The organism is Microbacterium sp. G2-16M (genome assembly GCF_055809115.1).
In genome coordinates, this window is sequence record NZ_CM147897.1 from 2,118,617 (window position 1) to 2,140,200 (window position 21,584).

The window sequence follows — 21,584 nt, forward strand, 5'->3', positions numbered from 1 at the left end:
CGGACACGGCCGATCGGTGCGGCTACTTCAGGAGCGCGTCGACCTGGGCGGCCAGCGCGGGGATGGCCTTCTCGGTCGTGGTCCGGCCCGCGGCGATCTCACCGAGGGCGTTGGTCGCGGCATCCTGGATCTGCTGCGAGTTCGCACCCAGCTGCGGCGCCGCGGCGATGTGGTCGAGCGCGTCGAACACGGCCTGACGGTTCGCCGGCGGCGTCTTCTCCAGGTACGGCTTCAGCAGCGCGTCGTCGCTGATCGCGGGCAGCTCCCACCCGGCGTCGAGGCGGACGCCGACCATCTCCTTCGAGCTGCTCAGGTACTCGGCCCACTTCTGCGCCGCGGCCTTGTGCTTGGAGGCATCCGAGACGACGACCGCGTTCGAGAACGTGGCGCTGGCCTTCTGGGTGTCACCGGGCTCGACGGCGATGTCCCACCCGAACGGCAGGTCGCCCACCAGGCTGATCATCCAGATCCCGGTGTGCCACATGGCCAGCTTGCCGTCCTTGAACAGGTTCGTGTCGAAGTCGGGGGTGCCGGCGCCGTCGGCCGCGGTCGGCATGACCGTCCCCGACTTGCCCGCGATCCAGTCCGCGGCGGCCTTGCCCGCGGCGGAGTCGAAGGCCGTGGACGTGCCGTCGTCGGACAGGAACGAGCCGCCCGCCTGCTGCACGGCCTTGTAGTACTCGTTGTACGAGATGGGCTGGTAGTCGCCCCACACGCCTGCAGCCTTGTCAGTGAGCTTCGCGGCGGTGGCCTTCTCATCGGCCCACGTCCAGTCGGCCGTCGGGTAGCCGACGCCTGCCTTGTCGAACAGGTCCTTGTTGTAGAACAGCACGACGTTCGAGAACGAGGTCGGCAGACCGTACTGCTTGCCGTCCACCTTGTAGCTGTCGAGCACGGACTGCCGGTACGCCCCGGCGTCGACGCCGTCCAGGCCGGCGAGCACGCCGTTGGCCTGGATGTTGGCGAAGCTGCCGGCGTCGACGTCGAACACGTCGGACTGCGTGCCCGCGGCCAGGTCGGTCTGCAGCTTGGTGAAGTAGTCCGCATACGCCGACGTGGTGACGTCGACGGTGATGTCGGGGTTGTCCTTCTCGAACGCCGCGACGATCTTCTTGAGGTTGTCCTCGTTGCCGCCGTTGGAGATGAAGTTCGAGTAGGTGATGGTGACGGGGCCGCTGTCACCGGCGTCGCCGGCGCCGGCACCGGCCGAAGAGCAGCCGGTCAGTCCGGCGGCTGCCAGGAGCGCGACGGATGCCGTCGCGACGAGTGTCTTCTTCATGTGCGTGCGATCTCCTTTGATGTGGGTGTCTCTTCGGGTGAAGGGTTCATTTGATGCCCGCGCCGGCGACGCCCTGGACGATGTACTTCTGGGCGAAGACGTAGAGCGCGAACATGGGCAGGATGCTGATGATCGAACCGGCCATGAGCACATCCCATTGGGTGGAGTACTGGCCCTGCAGGCTGGACAGCGCCACCGGGAGGGTCTGCATCATCGGGTCCCGCAGGATGATGAGCGGCCAGAGGAAGCTGTTCCAGGTGTTGAGGAACGCGAACACGGTGAGCGTCGCCAGCGCCGGCCGGATCAGCGGCAGCATGATCTGGAAGAAGATCCGGAAGTGCCCGGCGCCGTCGAGGGTCGCGGCCTGGTCGAGGTCGTAGGGGACCGAGCTCATCGCCTGGCGCAGCAGGAACACGCCGAACGCCGAGGCGATGGTGGGCAGGATCGCGCCGAAGTACGTGTTGATGAGTCCGAGCGTCTTCATCTCCGCGAACAGTGGCACGATCAGCACCTGGAACGGGATCATCATCGTCGCGAGGTAGAGCACGAACACGGCGCCGCGGCCTCGGAACGGCATCCGCGCGAACGCGTAGGCGGCCATGGCGCTCGTGATGAGCTGGAACACCGTGCTGATCACGGCGATGATGAGCGAGTTGACGATGACCTGTCCGAACGGCACCCGGCTGAACAGCTCGAAGTACGGGGCGAGGGACGGGTTGTCCGGGATCAGCTTCGGCGTCGTGGTGAGGGTCGCTCCCGGGGTGAGGGATGTCACGACCGTCCACACGAACGGGAACACCATGATCAGCGCGCCGACGATGAGCACGACGTAGAGCACCGATCGGCCGGTGACGTTGCGGCGGAGGGCGTCAGTCATAGTTCACCCACTTGCGCTGCCCGTAGAACTGGATCAGCGTGACGATGAGGATGACGAAGAACAGCAGCCATGACAGGGCCGACGCCATCCCGGCCTGCCCGTACCGGAACGTGAGGTCGTAGACCTGCTGCACCACGACCTGACTCGAGTTGTTCGGGCCGCCGCCGGTCATGACATAGACCTGGTCGAACACCTGGAAGCCGTTGATCAGCGAGAGCACGACGACGAAGAACGTGGACGGCGACAGCATTGGCAGCGTGACGCTGAACAGGCGCCGCCACCAGCCCGCGCCGTCGAGCTCGGCGGCCTCGTACAGGTCGGGGTTGATCGACTGCAGCCCGGCCAGCAGGATGACCATCACGAAGCCGAGGTCCTTCCAGGCCGATGCGAGGATGATCGACGGCATCGACCAGACCGGGTCGGTCCACCAGCCCGGCCCGTCGATGCCGACCCAGCCCAGCACGGTGTTGACGATGCCGGTGGACGGGTTCAGCAGCCAGCGCCAGACCAGCGCCACGACGACCCAGCTGGTGATGACGGGCAGGAAGTAGACACCGCGCAGGAACGAGCGTCCGCGCAGTTTCGCGTTCAGCGCCAGGGCGAGGGCGAGCCCGCCGACGTAGACGATCGGCAGGTAGCCCACGATGTAGTAGATGGTGTGCAGGAACGCCTGCCCGGTCACGGGATCGGTGAGCAGGTGGGCGTAGTTGTCCAGGCCCACCCACTTCATCGGGCCGATGAGGTTCCAGGAGTGCAGGCTCGTCCACGCGGCCGAGATCATCGGTCCGATGACGAACGCGAGCAACGGGATCAGGCTGGGCAGCAGGAACACCGCGACGGTGAGCAGGTACTTCACCCGCCTGGGCCGGCGGCGGGCCGGCGTCCCGGAGGGCGTTGCCGGCACAGCGGCGACGGCCGGAGTGATGGTCATCGTGGTCATGGACGCGCCTCGATCGATGCCACCAGGCGCTCGCGCACCAGACGTCCCTGCTCGCCGGCGACACCCTGCGAGTCGAAGGGCGTGGCCAGGACGAGGGCGGCGGCGCCCTGCGCCCACCGGTCGTCCTGCCAGCGCTCGACCGCCACCGTGGTCCCGCGCTTGCCGGGGACCAGGGCGCTGCGCAGCGCGTTCTCGAACGACGGCGCCCAGTGCGTCCACGCCTCCATGCCCTCGCCGGAGAGGACGACGATGTCGGGGGCGAACAGGTTCACCGCGCCGGCCAGCGAACGGCCGAGCTGGTGGCCGGCGTGCGCGAAGATCTCCCGGGCCTGGTCGTTGCCGGTGTCGGCGAGCTCGCGGAGCTCGTCGATGCCCTCGGTCTCGCCCAGCAGGCGGATGGAACGGGCGTCGTTCACGAGCGCAGCCTGGCCGATGATCGCCTCGAGGCAGCCGCGGTTGCCGCACTGGCAGAGGGGCCCGTCTTCACGCACCGGGATGTGTCCGAGGTCGCCGGCACCGCCGGCGCGTCCGCGGACGATCACCCCGTCGGCGACGAGGCCGGCGCCCACGCCGTTGCCGACCGTCACGACCAGCACATTGCGGAAGTCGCGGCCCTGCCCATACAGCTGCTCGGCGACCGTGAGCGCGTTGACGTTGTTCTCGACCACAACCGGCAGCCCGAGTGCGCGGCGCATCTGCTCGCCGAGCGACACCTGGTTCCAGCGCAGCTGGGTGGAGTCGACCACGCCGATCCCCTGCTGTGCGACCGTGCCGGGCAGTCCGACGCCGATGCCGATGAGCTGGTCCGAGTCGCCCGCGATGATGAACTCCTGGACGAGGTCGGTGAGGTGCGGCACGGCCAGCGGCGAGACCGCGTCGAACGGGCGGGTTCCGGAGCGGCGCACGACCCCGTCGATGCCGACCTCGACGAACGCGATGTGGTCGGGGGCGACCTTGACCCCGAGCGCGGTGATGTCGTGCGAGACGATGCCGAGCATGCGTGCCGGGCGGCCGCCGCTCTTGGCCGCCTCGAGCTCCTCGAGCAGTCCGTCGGCCAGCAGGTCGCGGGTGAGCTGGGTGACCAAGGCCGCCGAGACGTCGAGCGCCCGGGCGAGCTCCGCACGCGATGCGGGCCCGTGCGCGCCCAAGTGCGCCAGGATCGCCGTGCGGTTCACGTCGGCCTGAGACCGGGACGCAGCACCCATCTTTACCCCTTTGTTAAGTAGTAAAGAAACTGTAGAAGGAAGCGGCTGGCGGTGTCAAGTGGCCGCGCTCGCGTTGCCCTTTCCCGCGTCCGCGCCCGTTTCTTCTAAGTGGCTGCGCTCGCGCTGCCCTTTCCCGCGTCCGCGTCCGTTTCTTGTGGGCGCGGATGCGGAAAACGGGCGCGCGAGCAGTCGGGGCGCGGGCGGCGCGTGAGACCCCGGCGGCAGCGACGAACATCGGCACCGCGAGCGGCGACGCGGTCAACCCGGCCGGCAAGCGCGCAGTACGGGGCGGTGATCTCATGTGGGCGCGCTCGCGCTGCCCTTTCCCGCAACCGCGCCCGTTTCATTCGGGCGCGGATGCGGAAGACGGGCGCGCGAGCAGCCGGGGCGCGGGCGGCGCGTGAGACCCCGGCGGCAGCGACGAACATCGGCACCGCGAGCGGCGACGCGGTCAACCCGGCCGGCAAGCGCGCAGTACGGGGCGGTGATCTCATGTGGGCGCGCTCGCGCTGCCCTTTCCCGCAACCGCGCCCGTTTCATTCGGGCGCGGATGCGGAAAACGGGCGCGCGAGCAGCCGGGGCGCGGGCGGCGCGTGAGACACCGGCGGCAGCGACGAACATCGGCACCGCGAGCGGCGACGCGGTCAACCCGGCCGGCAAGCGCGCAGTACGGGGCGGTGATCTCATGTGGGCGCGCTCGCGCTGCCCTTTCCCGCAACCGCGCCCGTTTCATTCGGGCGCGGATGCGGAAAACGGGCGCGCGAGCGGTCGTGGCGCGGGCGGCGCGTGAGACACCGGCGGCAGCGGCAAGAGCGGCGAACGTCGGCGCCGCGAGCGGCGACACCGTCTGGCTGCGCTCGCGCTGCCCTTTTCGGCAACCGCGCCCGTTTCATTCCGGCGCGGATGCGGAAAACGGGCGCGCGAGCAGCCGGGAAGGAGCCGAGCGGCGCCGGGGGCGGGCGGCGCGGAGCGACGGGCACCGCCCCGGACGGTGCACCTTGGCGCGGGGGCGCCGAGCGACCGGCCCGAGCGCGCGAGCGCAGGGGCGAGCGCGGCGGGCGGGGCGCGGCTCAGTCCTCGTCGTCCTCGGCGGCGCCGATCAGCAGGCTCAGGCCGATGGCCAGCATCCACGAGTCCTTGCTGATCGCGGTGCCCGCCTGGCTCGGCCAGATGCTGCCCGGCTTGCGCAGCGCCGGGGTGCGCAGGTACATGCCGACCAGTCCGGACGAGAACACCGTCAGCGCGGCGCCCGCGAGGGCGGTGGGGACGAACGGGACGAGCAGCAGCGATCCGACCGTGATCTCGCCGATCGCCAGCAGCCGGACGAATTTGCCGGCGGGGATGCGCGTCAGCGCCGGATACGCGCTCGTGGCGCCGGCGTACAGGCCCGCGACCTGTTCCGGGCCGGCGCTGAGCTTGGTGATCCCGGAGTGCACGATGTATGCCCCGGTGGCCAGCCGGGTGGGGATGTCTCGCAACCGCATGATGACCTCCTTCCCGGCGCGCGACGCGCCGACCGTCTGTACGATACGCCGGATCCGCGGGCGGCGAGCCGCCGAGACGCCGCGGGGGCTCAGAACTCGGTCGACCGAGGATGCCGAACCCGCCAGAACCGGGCGATCCGAAGCCCCGCACCCCGCCTCAGCCGCGGACGCGGGAGCGGCGCTGGGCGATCCGCGCCGAGCGGTCGAGGCCGAAGCTGAGCCGGGCGATGTATCCGCCGATGGCGGTGCCGGCGGCCAGGCCCAGCCCGGTGGCGGCGGCCGTCAGCAGCGCGGGCGCCGCCGCCGACGGGTCGAAGTCGTCGCCGATGAGGCTGTACAGCCCCTGGTAGAAGGCCAGGCCGGGGATCAGTCCGATGATGCCGGCCATGGCCATCGCCGATTCGGGCACCTTGATCCACCGGTACGCGAGGTAGGCGATCACCCCCGCGACCGCGCCGGCCACGGCCGCGGCCATCCCCGGCTGCGGCATGAGCGGGCGCAGCAGGTAGTACACGGCGAACACGGCGGCCGCATCGGCCGCCATCAGCGGCGCCAGGCCGAAGCGCACATAAGAGGTGAGGGCGAAGCCGATCCCGATGAGGGCGACCCCCAGCATCCCGGCCCACAGCCCGCGCCCGCCGCCGAGCGTGGTCCCGACGGCGACGGGTGCCCCGAGCCGGAAGGCGGCGCCGAGCGTGATCCAGATGCCGATCGCCAGGCCCAGGGTGAGCATGACGACCTCCATCATCCGCGCCGCGGCGGTGAGGTAGTAGCCGTCGACGGCGTCGCGGGCGGCCGTGGTCAGGCCGATGCCGGACAGCAGCATGATGATGCCCGAGATGACGATCACGGTCGGGTGGTTCGTCCCCGGCAGCTCGAGTCCCACCGAGCGCAGCCAGTACATGACCACGGCGATGATGGTGATGGCCGCCGCGCACGCGATCTGGGAGAAGAAGACCGCGATCCCCCACTTGCTCAGGCGCCGACCGATCAGATCGGCGATCACCGCGGATGCCGCGGCCACGACGACCAGCACGACGCTCGCGTTGAACATCACGACCACGCCGGCGGCCAGCACCGCCATCCCGAGCGTCACGATCCACCGGCGGTACGGATGCGGCTGGTTCAGGATCGTGCCGAGCCGCTCGCGCACCTCGTCGACGTCGATCGCGCCGCCCGACGTGACCGCCTCGTCGATCAGCCGGTACACCGCCTGCAGCCGCGTGTAATCGGTCGTGCGGACCTTCACCACGCGCATGATCGAGATGGGATTCTCGTCCAGTCCGCGATGCACCGAGATCGTGATCGAGGTGAACGCGATGTCGACGTGGACGTTGCGCAGCCCGTAGGTCGCGCTGATGCGCAGCACCGTGGCCACCACGTCCGCCGTCGTCGCGCCGGTGGCGAGCATCGTCTCGCCGGCGCGCAGGCACAGGTCGATGACCGCGCGGGCGTGCCGCTGCGAGAGCGCGTCGTCGCTCCACGGGATCGAGACGCGCTGCGTGGGCGGGAACGCCGCACGGACGATCTCACCGCTGAACACGCGCAGCCGCCGGCTCCACCAGGTGCGCAGCCGGTCGGGCCGCTGGGCGTCGCCGGTCATCCATCCAGCCTAGGGCCAGGCTCGCGCGGATGCCGGGGACAGCGCGGATGCCGGGGACAGCGCGGATGCCGGGGGCGGCCGCAGGTGCCGCATCCGAGCGGGCGCGGGACGAGAGCGGATGCCGGGGGCAGGGTGTCGGCCGTGCCCGTCACCGCGCTCGATGACACGCGGGATCAGCGGATCCTCGCCGAGGCGGTCGCACTGTGAAAGACGCCGCTTCCCGGCGCTGGCAGCGGCGGCTCGAATGGCGGCCGACGACGGTTGACGAAACGCGCCGCTATCCGGTCGCGGTGATGCTCTCGTCAGGGGCCGGCCGGCGGAGCACCATCAGGTCCATCCGGCCGGACTGCACGGTCTCGCCGTGCTGGTTGCGCAGCGTCACCTGGCGTTCGACGACCCCGTAGTCGCCCGACGAGGTCGGACGGGTGGAGAGGATGTCGACGGTGCACGTGACCGTGTCGCCGATGAACACCGGGGCGGTGAATCGCCACCCGTCGATGCCGAGCAGAGCGACGGCGCTGCCCTCGAACACGCCGGTGCGGGCGATGAGCCCCAGACAGAGCGAGGCGCCCAGCATCCCGTGCACGATCCGCTGTCCGTAGCGCGTGCCCTTCGCGAACTCGGCGTCGGTGTGCACCTGGTTGTTGTCGTTGGTCCATGCGGCGAATGACATGACATCCGCCTCGGTGATGGTGCGGCCCGGACTGACGAACGACTGCCCGGCTTCGAGGTCTTCCAGGAACAGCGGCATGCGCGTCCTCCTTCCAGCGTGCCCGACCAGGCTAGCGCCGGCCCGACGGCATCCGCGCCCTGTTCATCTGTCACCGTTGCGCACGATCCCCCGCGAACGCGCGCAACCGCGACAGATGAATCGCGCCGCCGGCAAGATTTCATCCCCCGATGTCGATTCCGCTGACGCCCGTTCGACGCGATAGTGAGAGGGGACGAAAGGTCCCCACCGTTCAAGGAGAATCGAAATGAAGCACATCCTGATCATGCGGGCCACCGCCGAGGCGGTCGAGGCGTCGAAGCAGCTCGATTTCAACGAGGTGCTGAATGCGATGGGCGCGTACAACGAGTCCATGATCAAGGCCGGGGTGATGGTCGCCGGCGAAGGACTGTCGTACGAGCCGGGCTACGTCGTCGACTTCGCCGCCGAGCCGCCGATCGTCAGCGACGGCCCCTACGGCGAGGTGCACGAGCTGTTCAACGGGTTCTGGATCATCCAGACCGCCACGGCCGAAGAGGCGCTCGAGTGGGCCAAGCGCTGCCCCCTCGGCCCGGGCAGCAAGCTCGAGGTGCGGCGCGTGCACGAGGATGCCGACTTCGAGGCCTTCGCCGACAACGAGTACGTCCAGAAGGAGAAGGAGTGGCGCGCCGAGCTGGGCGCCAACTGAGCCGCAACGCGAACCGACATGGATGACACCCGGCGCACGGTCGAGGCCGTCTGGCGCATCGAAGGGCCGCGGATCACGGCATCCGTCGCCAAGATGACCGGCGACCTCGGCCTCGCCGAGGATGTCACTCAGGAAGCGCTCATCGAAGCTCTCGGCGCGTGGCCGGACTCCGGCATCCCGAACAATCCGGGCGCGTGGCTGACGGCCGTCGCGAAGCGGCGCGCGATCGACGCCTGGCGTCGGCGCGAGCGGCTGGACGACCGGTACGCGGCGATCGCGCGGACGCTGGACGAGGCATCCGACGACGACTGGCAGCCGATCGACGACGACGTGCTGCGGCTCGTGTTCACCGCGTGCCACCCGGCGCTGTCGCGCGAATCGCAGGTGGCGCTGACGCTGCGGGTGGTCGCGGGGCTGTCGACGGACGAGATCGCGCGGATGCTGCTGACCAGCGTGCCCACCGTGCAGGCGCGCATCACCCGGGCGAAGAAGTCGCTGGCCGCGGCGCGGGTGCCGTTCGAGACGCCCGACCCGAGCGAGTGGAAGGCGCGGCTGAGCGCCGTGCTCGGGGTCGTATATCTCGTCTTCACCGAGGGGTACGCCGCCACGGCGGGCGACCGCTGGGTGCGTCCGGAGCTCGCCGACGAGGCGATCCGGCTGGGCCGGGTCGTGGTCGGGCTGCTGCCGCGCGAGCCCGAGCCGCTCGCGCTGGTGGCGCTGATGGAGTTCCAGCGCTCGCGCTTCGCCGCCCGCGAGGCCGGCTCGGGTGCGCCCGTGCTGCTGGCCGACCAAGACCGGTCGCGGTGGGACCACGGGCAGATCCAGCGCGCGATCGGGCTGCTGAAGCGGGCGGATGCCGCGGCTCGCGCACGCGGCACGGGCCGAGGCGCCTACGCCCTGCAGGCCGCGATCGCGCAGTGTCATGCCGTCGCGCCGAGCGTCGCCGAGACCGACTGGGCGCGGATCGTGACCCTGTACGAGGTGCTCGGACGGGTCGCGCCGAACCCCGTCGTGGACCTGAACCGGGCGGTCGCCGTCTCGATGGCGCAGGGTCCGGCTGCGGCGCTGCCGATCGTCGACGAGATCGACGAGGCGGGGGCGCTGCGCGGCTCGCACCTGCTGCCGAGCGTGCGCGGAGAGCTGCTCGCCCAACTCGGACGGCTCGACGAGGCCCGCTCGGAGCTGCTGACCGCAGCGGCCCTGTGCGCGAACGCGGCGCAGCAGCAGGTGCTGCGCCAGAAGGCCACCGCCCTCACCCTCGGTCGTTGAGCGAGCGCAGCGAGGAAGCGCACGTGCGCACTCCTCCGGTCCGTCGTGCTGAGCCGCAGCATCGGTGCGGGCGCGGTGTTCGTGCACTGCCGCGACGAGGTCGCCCGAGACTTCTCCCTGCACAACGGCGACTTTCTCGCATCACCCATCGATGAGCTGCATCTGATGGCACCGATCTCGGCGGTGGAGCGCTACGTGGGCTGAGCGCCGCGGCACGTCTTGCGTGAAGCCTGGCATCCTGGACGCATGACGCTCGCTCGCGACATCCCGAACGTTCTGGCCTCGTTCCGCACCACACGACGCGACATGTGGAACTGGCGCGCCGTCGACGAATACGCATTCGAGGCCGAGCAGGCCGTGCCGCTGCTCGCCGATATGGCCGAGGACTACGGTGCGGCGGGCGTGATCCCCGTCGTGCAGAAGGCGATCGCCAGCACGTTCCGGGTGCTGATGCGCGCGGATGACTCGAACGGCGTGATCCAGCTCGTGATCGCCGACCTGCTGAACCTGCACGCCGAGCTGTGCGCCGAAGCGCCGCCGGCAGCGGCGACCCTGTCAACCTGGATCCAGAAGCAGCAGTTCGGTGAGCTGGGCCAGTACTTCACTATCGATGTCATCGATTATGAAGAGGCCCTCGGTGAGCGCGGCATCGCGCGCTTCGAGGCGCAGCTGGCGGCGCGTCGGACACAGCTGTCGGCATTCGACGATCGCCCCGAGCTGGAGTTCGACCACGATGACGAGTGGCACGCTCGGCATGCGCTGCGCGCCAACCTGCAGCGGTTGGCCGTGCTGCACGAGGACGAAGAGGCGATCGTGCGCACGCACGGCGGCGATCTGCCGCGCGCACACCTGCGGGCCGCCGCGGCGAAGGCGCTGCGCGAGGCCGGATTCATCGACCGGGCGATCGCCGTCGCACAGGAGGGGATGCATCTGCCCGGTGGAGAGTTCCAGCAACAGCAGTGCGGTGAGCTGTGGGTCGAGCTGGTGACGGCGTCGGGAGGGAAGGATGCCGCGGCCGCAGCATCCGAGGTCTTCTACCGGTGGCCGACGGCATCGAATGCGCGCGTATGGGAAGAGGCGGCGGGTGGCACGTGGCAGGTGCACCGCGAGGCGGCGATCGCGCAGCTGCGGGGGCGGGCCTGGGAGCTCACCTCATATCTGATCGACGCGGGCGATGTCGAGCGCGCATGGCACGAGGCGCTTCGCGCCGCCGAGGATGGTCGCTCGCTGCTCGCGGATCAGTGGGACGACCTCGTCGCCCGCTACGCCAAGGTCGATCCGGGCGCCGTCCTGCCGGTGATGGCACAGCTCATCGACGACCGGCTCGTCGCGGCGAACACGCGCGTGTATCCCGGAGCCGTGCGGCGGATGAAAGCGCTGCGCACGGCCGCGCTCGATGCGGGGCAGCCCGAGTTCGCCAGCGAATACCTGGCGGAACTGCGCGCACGGTACGCGCGCCGACCGTCGCTGATCGCGCGGATGGATGCTGCGCGGGTGTGAGGAGCGGCTTGAAGGGGTTCCCGGCGTCCTGGCGCTGGTCGGACCGATCTGCTCGTCGAAGAGCTCAGACTCCGCCTAGCTGTACCCGGCCAGGACGTTGGTAGCGGCGAGCCTGGTTGAGCGAACGAGAACCTCCGAGTGGGATGTGGCTTGTCTAGGGCCAAGACCCACCGGAGGTTCTCGTGTCCCACGGTAACGCGCGACTGACCGTTCACGGTCGCCGATTGATCGTCCAACGCCACCAAGCGGGTTGGCCGCAAGCCCATATCGCCGCCGCGATGGGCATCTCCCGGAAGTGCGTGAAGACCTGGATCGATCGTTTTCGCGCCGAAGGCGATGCTGGACTCGCGACGCGGTCGTCACGACCTCACACGATGCCCACGAGAACCAGCGACGAGATCGAGCAGCGGGTCCTCACTGCACGGGCCAAGGAGCGAAGCGGCCCCGATGTCCTCGGCCCGAAGGTCGGGGTGCCCGCACGAACGGTGTCCCGGATCCTGCGCCGGCACAACGTGCCCTACCTGCGCGAATGCGATCCGATCACTGGCGAAGTGATCCGTTCCTCGAAGCAGACCGCAGTGCGGTACGAACGCGACCAGCCGGGCGAACTGGTGCACATGGACGTGAAGAAGCTCGGCCGGATCCCTGACGGCGGCGGATGGCGCGCCCACGGCCGCGCCAGCGCGTCGATCCAACGCGACCGCAACACCAAGGTCGGTTTCGACTACGTCCACTCCCTCATCGACGACCACTCCAGGCTGGCCTACAGCGAGATCCTTCCCGACGAGAAGGGGCCGACATGCGCTGCGTTCCTCGAGCGCGCGATCGTCTACTTCGCCGCGCACGGCATCACCCGGATCGAGCGGTTGATGACCGACAACGCCTGGGCCTACAGGTGGTCGCTCCGCGAGGTCTGCGCGACGCACGAGATCCGGCAGACGTTCATCAAGCCCCACTGCCCCTGGCAGAACGGCAAAGTCGAGCGACTGAACCGGACCCTGGCCACCGAGTGGGCCTACCGCCAGACCTTCACCAGCAATGCAGAGCGAGCCGCAGCCCTTGCACCCTGGCTCGAGCACTACAACAATGAACGTCGCCATAGCGCACTCGGAGGCCACCCGCCGATCAGCCGACTGCTACCAACCTGATGGCCGGGTACACCTAGCCGCCCAATCGCAGCGGAAAGGTCCTCAGCGAGCAGGCTGGCTGAGAGCGCAGTGCGCTCGGGGTCCCCGATGCCCTCCTCCGCGGCACCTGCGGCCTGTGAGCCGAACGCGTCAGGTCCTCTCGCATACAGTTCGGCGAGCAGCTCGATTCCTTTGCGTGTAGCCGCCGAGCTCACATCGGTGGCCAAAAGCGCGCGAATGCTGTCCGCCAGGTCGCGCGTATCGACTGCCACGAGGAGGCGGTAAATGTCATGGGCGTCCTTGTGGTCATGCCTCCTGGGGTCGTCGCGCCGCTCAGCCAGCTTGTGCAGTTTGGCGATCAACAGCGCTGCCGGACCGGCGACACGAATCGTGAAGGAGCGTGAGTCTGCGTTGTCAAGCGCGTACACAGTCATGAATGCGTTGTCGACCAATGCCGGTTCGAGCCCGGTCGTCCGACGCATCGATCTCCGACCATGAGGCGGAATCGTCACGCCGCGACGGCCCCGACCCGCCACCTGATCGGGCACCATCAGGTCGACGGGCACGCCGGTCGGCGACATCCACGTCCCGGGGCTACTGTCACCGGCCTTCGGCACGAATCCGGCGGCACTCATTGCCTCTTCGATGAGCGGATGCTCAGAGACGACCCTCGCGTCGATCGCGAGGTCGGCATCGGTAGTGAACTCGGCGATTGCGACATCGGCGGCGTGAGTGTGCATGTAGATCGCCTGCGCGCCGACGAGAATGATCGATGGCAAATGCTCGTCGAGTGCTCCCAGGGCGTCCAGCAATACTGCGCGTGCACGTATGGTCGCGTCGTTCAGGTCCTCCATGACGCTTCGTTCTCCCTCATCCATGTGAGCAACTCTTCGGCCTCGGCCGGGTCACGACCCGGTCCGTTGAGCAGATCGGCTGCAACCTGCGCGGGAGCGACGCGCTTGAGCCCATCCCCCAGCGCGCCCATGTTTGCGAACACGAACGACGGATTCCTTCGAGGCTCGAGCAAGATGACATTCGCCCCTGTCTCTGTCCGCCGAAGCTCCCATTCATCTGCCGCGGTTTCAGCGTCCTCGACATAGATCATCAGGGAGCGCGCCGGGGCGATCGACGACCATTCACTCGCCGCTGTCGCACCGGTGACGGCGTATTTCATACCGGAGGCGGCGATGGAATCGCGCGCGCGACTGAGGCCCCGCGGCTGAAGGTAACGCGCCACCTTGTTCTCACTCAAAAATCTCCAGTCCCCCGCCCACGCGCGAAGCAACTGCTCCCAATCCGGAATCGACCAGGTGCCGTTCTCGTCGCGCGTCGCCAACTCCTGCTCGTTCAGATACTCGAGCACCCGGTACGTCGCCCCGGTCGACGCCCCTGATGCTTCGATGAGATCTCGAATGCGCCAATTCGCGCGTTCATCGAGAAGCGCTCTGACCACGCGTGCCGCCGGTTCCCCCTTCAGCGTTCCGCGCGGTCTACCGGCACCGCGCCAGGGGTCTTTGTCGGCTCCACGATCCGCGAGGTAGACCGCGGGTTCCGTCGCAGAGAGGAAGAGATTGCCTGTCGCATCGGCATACGCGACGCCGCCATCGCGAAGTGCCGCGCGCGCCTCGGGAGACAGGTACCGCGTGATGAGCATGGGCACTGATCCGGGGCCGGCCTCGACGGCGAGGGTTCGAGCCGCGCCGATCGCGACGCTCTTGGTGATGGTGCGCTTTATCTCACTCGCTATGACGATGGTGCTGCCGTCGGGCGCGGTCAGCATGAAAGCGCCGCATGGCTCCTGAGTTGCGTTTGGCTTCTCCGCGTTCTGGATGCTCCATCCCGGCGGTAGCCGCTCGGCTATGAGTAGGCGGGCTGCGCGAAGCAGTTCTCCGTCCGACTCGGGTGGGCTCGTTTCCAAGGTCTGCACCCCCTGTTTCTGAAAATAAGGGTATTCCGCTCGATGCGGAAAGTCCATATTCCCCGAACAATTGCCACCTCTCGCGTGGGCCAGTAATCTGTGGACCCCCACCACGCCTCACTCCCCGACGATGCGCAGCCCGCGCGCGCCGAGCGCACGGCGATCGGCGCGCAGCGAGGTCAGAAGGCGCTCCAGGTTCGCCTGCGAGTGGCGGGCGACGGCGGATGCCGCGGCCTGCGCATCGCGGGCGCGGACGGCGTCGACGATCGCGGCGTGCTCGCGCCAGGCGGCATCCCGCCCCTCCTCGCTGCGCATCTCGAGCCAGCGCGCCCGCGCCATGCGGGTCACGGCATCCGTCACCGCCTGCCGGATGAACGGATTCCCGGCCAGCGCGGCCAGCCCCTCGTGGAAGTCGGACCCGCGCCGCATCCCGGCCTCCGCATCGCCGGCCGAGTCCTGTGCGTCGCGGTCGGCCGCGGCGAGCGCCGCGATCTCGTCATCGGACGCGCGCTCGCAGGCGAGCCGCGCCGCGGCGATCTCGACGGCCTCTCGGTACTCGGCCAGGGCGGTGACCTCGTCCAGGTCGATCGGGGTGACCCGCCACGCGCGCCCATCGCGGGCTGCCAGCCCCTCGGCCTGCAGGCGCATCAGCGCCGCGCGCACGGGAGTGCGACTCGCGCCGTACTGGGCCTCGAGCCCGCGTTCGCTCAGCGACGAGCCGGGAACGAGGTCGAACGACAGGATCGCCTGCCGCACCCGGTCATAGAGCAGCTGGGTCTGTGAGGTGGGCATGGATGCTCGCTCCCGGTGTGTCGGCTCCGCTCCAGTATCCGGCATGAGCGCGAGTTGCGAACCGGATTGGGATACCACTACGGTATACCAATGAGCTGGACGACACAGCCGCGGGTCGGCGCCCGCCCGTGGGTGATGCTGGCCGTGGCGGTGCTCGCGCAGGCCGCCGGCACGGTCTTCCAGTCGGCGCCCGCCTTCCTCATCCCCCTGCTGCACACCCAGCGCGGCATCCCGCTCGCCCAGGCGGGCCTGCTCGCCTCCGCCCCCACGCTCGGACTCGTCCTCACCCTCGTCGCCTGGGGTGCGCTGACCGACCGCGTCGGCGAGCGCTGGGTGATCGCCGGGGGTATGGCTCTGACCGCCCTCGCCGCGGTCGGGGCGGTCCTGGCTCCGGGATACCTCGGGCTCGGCCTCTTCCTCCTGCTGGGCGGGGCCGCCTCGGGCAGCACGAACGCCGCCAGCGGCCGTGTGGTCGTCGGCTGGTTCCCGAAGAATCGTCGCGGGCTGGCGATGGGCATCCGACAGATGTGCCAGCCGCTGGGGGTCGCGGTCGCTGCCCTCGCCATCCCGCCGCTCGCGGCATCCGGTGGCGTGTCGGACGCGATGTCGCTGCCGCTCGTGCTGACGGCCGTGCTCGCCGTGCTCAGCGTCGTGCTCATCGTGGATCCGCCGCGCCCGGCGCGGACGGGGACGGATGCCGCGACCCGGCCGGCGAACCCGTATCGGTCGCGCCTGGGGCTGGTCCGGATCCACGCGGCATCGGCCCTGCTGGTCGTGCCGCAGTTCACCGTGTCGATCTTCGGGCTGGTCTGGCTGACCGCCGATCGCGGTCTCAGCCCGGTGGCGGCCGGCATCGTCGTGGGCGCCGCGCAGTTCATCGGCGCGCTGGGGCGGGTCGCGATCGGGATGCTGTCGGACCACGTCGGCAGCCGGATGAGACCGCTGCGTTGGGTGGCGTGGGCCGCCGGGCTGGTCATGGTGCTGCTCGCGGCCAGCGAGCTCGCCCCGGCGTGGGCGGGCGCGGCCGCGCTGATCGTGGCCGCCACGATCACGGTCGCCGACAACGGCCTGGCCTACACCGCGGTGGCCGAGATCGCCGGGCCGTTCTGGTCGGGCCGGGCGCTGGGCACGCAGAACACCGGGCAGTTCCTGGCGGCATCGGTGGTCGGGCCCGCGGTGGGCGGCCTGATCACGCTGGTCGGCTACCCGCTCGCGTTCGCCGCGGTGGCGCTCGCGCCGCTCTTCGCGGTGCCGGTCATCCCGCGTGAGCCCACGCCCATCCCGGCCGAAGCCGAAGTGGATGCCACGGCCGACGCCTTGGCAGGTCCCGGGGATCGAGCCAGATCCTGAGCCGGCGCGAACGCTCGCGCCGCGCGCGGCCCCGGTCGAGCCGCCTGTGGACGCGGCGCCTGCGACGGAGGATGCTGGAGGAATGACCGGCTTCACCCCCACCGACGCGTTCAGCGGCTTCAGCGTCGACGACATCGCCGCGGCCAAGACGTTCTACGGCCAGACCCTCGGGCTGGATGTCGAGGACAATCCGATGGGCATGCTCGACCTCGTGCTCCCCGCGGGCGCCCACGTGCTGATCTACCCCAAGCCGAACCACGAGCCGGCGAGCTTCACCATCCTGAACTTCAGCGTCGACGACATCGATGCGGCCATCGACGACCTCAATGCGCGCGGGGTGGAGACGAAGATCTATCGCGACCCGGACTTCGGCACGGACGAGAAGGGCATCGCCCGGGGCAACGGCCACGGCCCCGACATCGCCTGGTTCCGCGACCCGGCCGGCAACGTCCTGTCCGTGCTCCAGGGCTGACCGCGCGGTATCGCCTCCCCGCGGTCGCAGGTCGTCAGACGAGCCAGTCTTCGACGGGGCGATCACCGTCGCCAGCTCGCGACATCCACGCTTCGATCGCACCGATGATGGCACCCGTGCGACTCGCGCTCCCTCGCGGAAATCGACGAGGCGGTACCAGCAGCAACGCCGCAGCGAGATCACCGGCATCGAGCGCCGCCAGCAGAAGCGGCCGGAAATCCTTGATGTTCTCGGTGACGATGCGCCGACCGGACTGCGCCGCCGATCGAAAGATCGCGGGGTCGTCGGCGCCACGCAGGTCGGGGTCGGTGACGACCGCGACGACGTCGTGCCCGCGGACACGCAGCGCGGCGGCGATGGCCTGCGAATAGTGCTCGTCGAGAAGCAGCCGCTCCGTCATGCCAGGAGACGCCGCTGGGCCTGCCATCCGCGTTGAGCCTCGTCGGCCGCGCGATCGTTCCGCTCGATCTCGCGATCGATCTCGTCGGCATAGGCTCCGTAATAGTCCAGTGCGGCGCGGACACGGCCTGGGGTGAGTTCGAAGTCAGCGGCGATTGCGGCGATCGCTTCGTCCCCGCGCGTCTCGCTGTCGCGCAGGGCGGCGATCACTTCCCACACATCGGGGCCGACGGAAAGGGCCGCCCGTCGACCCGAGGGTCCGTCTCGAAAGACGACGCCCGGGAACTCCTGCGAGCGCAGCCCCTCGTCGACGAGCCGTTGCGCAAGCCCCGACGGCGTCAGGTCTCGGGCGGCCGCACGAGCGCGGAGACGGTCGAGCAGGGTCGGGCTGAACCTGATCGAAAGAGGCGTTGTCATGGTGCACTACAGTGTAGCGCAACAGCCGACCGGCAGCCCGCGGTGAGCAGGTCGCCCCCCGCAGATCGGCCTTCGTGCCGTGATAGAACGGTCCCTCGTCTGACGGTTGGCTCACCGCCACATCGTATTCCGCGCCGTGCCGCAGATGGATGCTGCCGGGCGGCCTTCGGCCCGGCAGCATCCGTCTCACCACCCCAGTTCGCCGTCGTCCTCCCAGAACGAGCCGGTGGGGCCGTCGGTCCCGATCTCGGCGAGCTGCGCGACGATCCGGGCGCTCACGTCGGCCGGGCGCCCCGGGTGATCGTCGACGCCGCCGCCGCCGAGGTCGGTCGCGGTGATGCCCGGCTCGACCGCGTTGAACTTCACCTGCGGATGCACCTTCGCGTACTGCACGGTGAGCATCGAGACGGCGGCCTTGCTCGATCCGTACACGATCGAGGGGAAGTGCGACGCGGGACGCGACGGCTCGTGGGTGGCCCAGAACGAGCCGAGCGCGCTCGAGATGTTGACGACGACCGGGTTCGCCGATCGGGTGAGCAGCGGCAGCGCCGCCTCGGTCACGCGCACGATGCCGACCACGTTCGTGTCGTACACCGACAGCACGCTCGGCCCGTCGAGGGCCTCGGTCGGGCCGAGACGGTTCGCGATGCCCGCGTTGTTCACGAGCACGTCCAGTCCGCCGTCGGCGGCGATGCGCTCGAACGCGGCGGCGACCGAGGCGTCGTCGGTCACGTCGAGGGGGACGAACCGCGCACCGATCTCGTCGGCGGCGGCGCGGCCGCGTGCGGCATCCCTCGCTCCGACATAGACGGTGTGGCCGTGGGAGACGAGCAGCTGGGCGGTCGCCTTGCCGAGGCCCTTGTTGGCCCCGGTGATGAGGATTGTTGTCATGGTCCGATCGTGCGCGGATGCGGCATCCACAGCCAGCGCTCCGCTCATCGTAGGAACGGCAGTACCACGACAGGCGGCGGTGCGAGTGCCAGGCTGGCAGAGTGGATGATCGCGAATTCGGCCGGCTGGTGCGACAGTGGCGCGACCGGGTCGAGCCGGCGGCGGTCGGGATGCCGGCGGGAGGCCATCGCCGCGCGCTGGGGCTGCGCCGCGAAGAACTGGCGCAGCTGGCCGGCATCTCGGTGGACTACCTGACCCGGCTCGAACAGGGCCGCGCGACGTCGCCGTCGGCGCAGGTGGTCGAAGCCCTCGCCCGCGCGCTGCGCGTGAGCGACAACGAGCGCGAGCGGCTGTTCCGCGGGGCGGGGCTGTCGGTGCCGGGGCCGGGCGTCGTCCCGACCCGGGTCGCGCCGAGCGTGCAGCGGCTGCTGGATCGGCTGGCGAACACCCCGGTCGTCGTGTACGACGCGGCGTGGAATCTGATCCAGGCGAACGCGCCGTTCGACGCCCTGATGGGGGCCACGTCGCAGCTGCGGGGCAACGATCGCAACGCGGTGTGGCGCAACGTGGCCGGCAGCGGTTCGCGGGCGCGGCACACTCCTGAAGAGCAGGCGCGGCAGAACGCGGGCCTGGTCGCCGACCTGCGGATGACGGTCGCCCGGTACCCGGATGACGGGCGGCTGCGGCGCCTGGTCGACGACCTGCGCGCGCAGAGTCCGACGTTCCGAGAGCTGTGGACCTCGGCGACGGATGCCCCGACCGCCGAGCCGTCGCGGCACAAGATCATCGACCACCCGCTGGTCGGCCCGATCGAGCTCGACTGCGACGTGCTCGTCGTCACCGACGACGACCTGCGGATCATGGTCTACACGGCCGAGCCCGGCTCAGAGGGCGCGCAGAAGCTCGAGCTGGCGGTCGTGCTCGGGTCGCAGGAACTGGCCGGTCAGGGTTAGATCGACTCATGCCGGCTTCCCGTCCCCTCCGCGCCGCGGCCCTCCTCGCATCGCTTCTGGCCGCCGGGGCGCTGACCGGCTGCGCCCCCACCACGTCCGGCCGCGACGCGGCGCTTGCCACGCGGGCGCACCACGAAGCGGCCGACATCGCCCGGCACCTGTACCGCGGTCCGACCGACACGATCGACGACTATGCCCGATGGGCCGACGAGCGGCTCGGCGGCCTGGCCTCACCCCAGCTGATCGGCTACACGGCCTACCCGGACGCCACGCACGCCGAGCCGTTCGGCACCCTGCAGCTGCGGGTCACGATCGAGCGCTACGACGGCGCCGACCCCTACGTGGCGTGCTTCGAGTCGCAGTTCGACTACTGGGGCGTCGTCACCGACGACCACGCGCACTGGGACGACGACAACGCGGTCGCCCATTCGATCGACTGCCCGGCGGACGCGCACCCCATCGATCCGCCCGTCGATACCCGTCCCGTCTACGTCATACCCGACGGCGCCGAAGACGTCGTCGTCGACGTGCTCACCCGTGCGACTGCGGAAGGTTCTCCCGACGACATCCTCGCCGAAGTGAAGAAGCGGATGCCGCAGCCCACCGGCGACCGCGAGGTCGCGTTCGCCGCGTCCGTCGCGATCGGCGATCACCAGGTCGGGTTCGCGATGGGGGATGCCGACGACTGCCTGCTCGCGGTGCGCCGGCCCACCGGCGGCGTCGAGGTTCTCCACGTTCCCCGCGTGCTGCTCCAGCCCGGAGAACTGGGATGCCGCGCCGAGACAGCCCTGCGCCCGGTCGATCAGCTGCGGGCGCCGCACTGAGCCCGCGGGCAACGGCCGGATCAACTGCGGCGCACCGCACGACATCCCTCCGCTACGCCAGGTGACGGGCGAAGAAGCGGGCCGCGTCCTCACCGGCGAACGAGGGCACCCCGGTGTGCCCGCCCAGGTTGGCCTGCAGCGTCTTCTGGGTCGACCCGAACGCGTCGAACAGGTCCAGCGCCAGCTGCCGGTCGTTGCCCTCGTCATCCCATTGCAGCAGCACGTGCAGCGGGATCGTGACCTGCCGGGCCTCTTCGAGCAGCCTCGCCGGCACGTAGCTGCCGGCGAACAGGCCCGCCGCGACGATCCGCGGCTCGACGACCGCGAGCCGGATGCCGATGCCGATGACTCCGCCGGAGTATCCGACCGGGCCGCCGATCTCGGGCAGCGACAGCGCTTCATCCAGGAGCGCCTGCCATTCGGGCACGGCCTGGTCGACCAGCGGGAGGATGAGCCGGTCGACGATGTCGCCCGAGACCGGTTCGCCGGCCGCGAGCGCGGCCCGCAGGTCGGCGCGCGCCTGGTCGACGGCGGCGAGGCGGGGACGGTCGCCGGCGCCCGGCAGCTCGATGGTGGCGGTGGCGAACCCCTGCCCTGCCGCGGCGGTGGCCCGCGCGGCCAGCCGCGGGTACATCGGGCCCAGCCGGCCGGGGTGGCCCATGAGGATGAGCGGGATGGGATCGTCGGCCGAGGCGGATGCCGGGGTCCACAGCATCCCGGGGATCCCGTCGAGGGTGAACCCGCGCTCGACGACGTCGTGGTCGAGTCGTCGTTCGGTGGTGAACTGCATGGTCGCGCCTTTCGAGAGTGCTCTTCAGACGGCGCTCCCGGACGACCTATCGCCCGACCGTGACCCCGCTGAGGAGCACCCACGTCGATTCGTTCAT

General features: G+C 70.0%; 23 protein-coding genes. 9 read left to right on the forward strand and 14 right to left on the reverse strand.

Annotation, left to right across the window (positions count from 1 at the left end; all coding sequences use genetic code 11):
* Positions 1 to 22 precede the first annotated feature (22 nt).
* From AC0L6F_RS10060 to AC0L6F_RS10090, 7 genes are all read right to left on the reverse strand, one after another.
* The gene (locus tag AC0L6F_RS10060; protein WP_473537787.1) at positions 23 to 1,279 is read right to left on the reverse strand and encodes an ABC transporter substrate-binding protein; all 1,257 of its coding nucleotides are present in this window, start codon (positions 1,277 to 1,279) and stop codon (positions 23 to 25) included.
* Positions 1,280 to 1,325: 46 nt separating this feature from the next.
* Positions 1,326 to 2,156 carry a carbohydrate ABC transporter permease gene (locus tag AC0L6F_RS10065; RefSeq protein WP_473537789.1) on the reverse strand — a complete coding sequence of 277 codons (831 nt, stop codon included), beginning with the start codon at positions 2,154 to 2,156 and terminating at the stop codon, positions 1,326 to 1,328.
* The gene (locus AC0L6F_RS10070; RefSeq protein ID WP_473537790.1) at positions 2,149 to 3,096 is read right to left on the reverse strand and encodes a carbohydrate ABC transporter permease; all 948 of its coding nucleotides are present in this window, start codon (positions 3,094 to 3,096) and stop codon (positions 2,149 to 2,151) included. The genes AC0L6F_RS10065 and AC0L6F_RS10070 overlap by 8 nt, the downstream gene beginning before the upstream one ends.
* Positions 3,093 to 4,301 carry an ROK family protein gene (locus AC0L6F_RS10075; protein WP_473537791.1) on the reverse strand — a complete coding sequence of 403 codons (1,209 nt, stop codon included), beginning with the start codon at positions 4,299 to 4,301 and terminating at the stop codon, positions 3,093 to 3,095. The genes AC0L6F_RS10070 and AC0L6F_RS10075 overlap by 4 nt, the downstream gene beginning before the upstream one ends.
* A 1,070-nt stretch (positions 4,302 to 5,371) precedes the next feature.
* Entirely contained in the window at positions 5,372 to 5,785 is a 414-nt protein-coding gene (locus AC0L6F_RS10080) for a hypothetical protein (protein ID WP_259613030.1), read from the reverse strand.
* A 157-nt stretch (positions 5,786 to 5,942) separates the two neighbouring features.
* Positions 5,943 to 7,388 (reverse strand): threonine/serine exporter family protein, encoded by a 1,446-nt coding sequence (locus AC0L6F_RS10085; RefSeq protein ID WP_473537792.1) that lies wholly within the window; start codon positions 7,386 to 7,388, stop codon positions 5,943 to 5,945.
* A 277-nt stretch (positions 7,389 to 7,665) separates the two neighbouring features.
* Positions 7,666 to 8,139: a MaoC/PaaZ C-terminal domain-containing protein gene (locus AC0L6F_RS10090; protein ID WP_473537793.1), complete on the reverse strand. Its 474-nt coding sequence runs from the start codon at positions 8,137 to 8,139 to the stop codon at positions 7,666 to 7,668.
* Between the two features lie 226 nt (positions 8,140 to 8,365).
* Between AC0L6F_RS10090 and AC0L6F_RS10095 the strand changes: the two genes are divergently transcribed.
* From AC0L6F_RS10095 to AC0L6F_RS10115, 5 genes are all read left to right on the forward strand, one after another.
* Positions 8,366 to 8,785 carry a YciI family protein gene (locus AC0L6F_RS10095; protein WP_274636463.1) on the forward strand — a complete coding sequence of 140 codons (420 nt, stop codon included), beginning with the start codon at positions 8,366 to 8,368 and terminating at the stop codon, positions 8,783 to 8,785.
* Positions 8,786 to 8,803: 18 nt separating this feature from the next.
* A complete protein-coding gene (locus tag AC0L6F_RS10100; RefSeq protein WP_473537794.1) occupies positions 8,804 to 10,054 on the forward strand; it encodes an RNA polymerase sigma factor in 1,251 nt (416 codons plus the stop codon).
* 45 nt (positions 10,055 to 10,099) lie between these two features.
* On the forward strand, positions 10,100 to 10,258 hold the full coding sequence (locus AC0L6F_RS10105; RefSeq protein WP_274636465.1) for a hypothetical protein: 159 nt from the start codon (positions 10,100 to 10,102) through the stop codon (positions 10,256 to 10,258).
* Between the two features lie 42 nt (positions 10,259 to 10,300).
* Positions 10,301 to 11,554: a hypothetical protein gene (locus AC0L6F_RS10110; protein ID WP_274636466.1), complete on the forward strand. Its 1,254-nt coding sequence runs from the start codon at positions 10,301 to 10,303 to the stop codon at positions 11,552 to 11,554.
* A 182-nt stretch (positions 11,555 to 11,736) separates the two neighbouring features.
* On the forward strand, positions 11,737 to 12,702 hold the full coding sequence (locus tag AC0L6F_RS10115) for an IS481 family transposase (protein ID WP_473537795.1): 966 nt from the start codon (positions 11,737 to 11,739) through the stop codon (positions 12,700 to 12,702).
* Here the strand turns inward: AC0L6F_RS10115 and AC0L6F_RS10120 are convergent.
* The 3 genes from AC0L6F_RS10120 to AC0L6F_RS10130 all read right to left on the reverse strand — a co-directional run bounded on the left by AC0L6F_RS10120 (position 12,633) and on the right by AC0L6F_RS10130 (position 15,391).
* The gene (locus AC0L6F_RS10120; protein ID WP_473537796.1) at positions 12,633 to 13,535 is read right to left on the reverse strand and encodes a GSU2403 family nucleotidyltransferase fold protein; all 903 of its coding nucleotides are present in this window, start codon (positions 13,533 to 13,535) and stop codon (positions 12,633 to 12,635) included. The two genes, AC0L6F_RS10115 and AC0L6F_RS10120, sit on opposite strands and share 70 nt — an antisense overlap.
* The gene (locus tag AC0L6F_RS10125) at positions 13,523 to 14,461 is read right to left on the reverse strand and encodes a hypothetical protein (RefSeq protein ID WP_473537797.1); all 939 of its coding nucleotides are present in this window, start codon (positions 14,459 to 14,461) and stop codon (positions 13,523 to 13,525) included. The genes AC0L6F_RS10120 and AC0L6F_RS10125 overlap by 13 nt, the downstream gene beginning before the upstream one ends.
* A gap of 255 nt (positions 14,462 to 14,716) precedes the next feature.
* Positions 14,717 to 15,391: a GntR family transcriptional regulator gene (locus AC0L6F_RS10130; RefSeq protein WP_473537798.1), complete on the reverse strand. Its 675-nt coding sequence runs from the start codon at positions 15,389 to 15,391 to the stop codon at positions 14,717 to 14,719.
* Positions 15,392 to 15,481: 90 nt separating this feature from the next.
* Between AC0L6F_RS10130 and AC0L6F_RS10135 the strand changes: the two genes are divergently transcribed.
* Both AC0L6F_RS10135 and AC0L6F_RS10140 read left to right on the forward strand, forming a co-directional pair.
* The gene (locus AC0L6F_RS10135; protein WP_473537799.1) at positions 15,482 to 16,741 is read left to right on the forward strand and encodes an MFS transporter; all 1,260 of its coding nucleotides are present in this window, start codon (positions 15,482 to 15,484) and stop codon (positions 16,739 to 16,741) included.
* 82 nt (positions 16,742 to 16,823) lie between these two features.
* Complete coding sequence (locus AC0L6F_RS10140) at positions 16,824 to 17,213, forward strand: VOC family protein (protein WP_473537800.1); 390 nt, start codon at positions 16,824 to 16,826, stop codon at positions 17,211 to 17,213.
* A 34-nt stretch (positions 17,214 to 17,247) separates the two neighbouring features.
* Here the strand turns inward: AC0L6F_RS10140 and AC0L6F_RS10145 are convergent, their stop codons facing one another.
* From AC0L6F_RS10145 to AC0L6F_RS10155, 3 genes are all read right to left on the reverse strand, one after another.
* A complete protein-coding gene (locus AC0L6F_RS10145; RefSeq protein ID WP_473537801.1) occupies positions 17,248 to 17,613 on the reverse strand; it encodes a DUF5615 family PIN-like protein in 366 nt (121 codons plus the stop codon).
* Positions 17,610 to 18,029 (reverse strand): hypothetical protein, encoded by a 420-nt coding sequence (locus AC0L6F_RS10150; protein ID WP_473537802.1) that lies wholly within the window; start codon positions 18,027 to 18,029, stop codon positions 17,610 to 17,612. The genes AC0L6F_RS10145 and AC0L6F_RS10150 overlap by 4 nt, the downstream gene beginning before the upstream one ends.
* A gap of 186 nt (positions 18,030 to 18,215) precedes the next feature.
* Positions 18,216 to 18,920, reverse strand: coding sequence for an SDR family NAD(P)-dependent oxidoreductase (locus AC0L6F_RS10155; protein WP_473537803.1), 705 nt, complete (start codon positions 18,918 to 18,920; stop codon positions 18,216 to 18,218).
* Between the two features lie 101 nt (positions 18,921 to 19,021).
* On the opposite strand from AC0L6F_RS10155, the gene AC0L6F_RS10160 reads away from it, so the two are divergent.
* Together AC0L6F_RS10160 and AC0L6F_RS10165 are read left to right on the forward strand one after the other, a co-directional pair.
* The gene (locus tag AC0L6F_RS10160; RefSeq protein ID WP_473537804.1) at positions 19,022 to 19,873 is read left to right on the forward strand and encodes a helix-turn-helix transcriptional regulator; all 852 of its coding nucleotides are present in this window, start codon (positions 19,022 to 19,024) and stop codon (positions 19,871 to 19,873) included.
* Between the two features lie 8 nt (positions 19,874 to 19,881).
* Complete coding sequence (locus tag AC0L6F_RS10165; RefSeq protein ID WP_473537805.1) at positions 19,882 to 20,697, forward strand: hypothetical protein; 816 nt, start codon at positions 19,882 to 19,884, stop codon at positions 20,695 to 20,697.
* 52 nt (positions 20,698 to 20,749) lie between these two features.
* On the opposite strand, the gene AC0L6F_RS10170 is transcribed toward AC0L6F_RS10165, so the two are convergent.
* Positions 20,750 to 21,487 carry an alpha/beta hydrolase gene (locus AC0L6F_RS10170; RefSeq protein WP_473537806.1) on the reverse strand — a complete coding sequence of 246 codons (738 nt, stop codon included), beginning with the start codon at positions 21,485 to 21,487 and terminating at the stop codon, positions 20,750 to 20,752.
* Positions 21,488 to 21,584 lie beyond the last annotated feature (97 nt).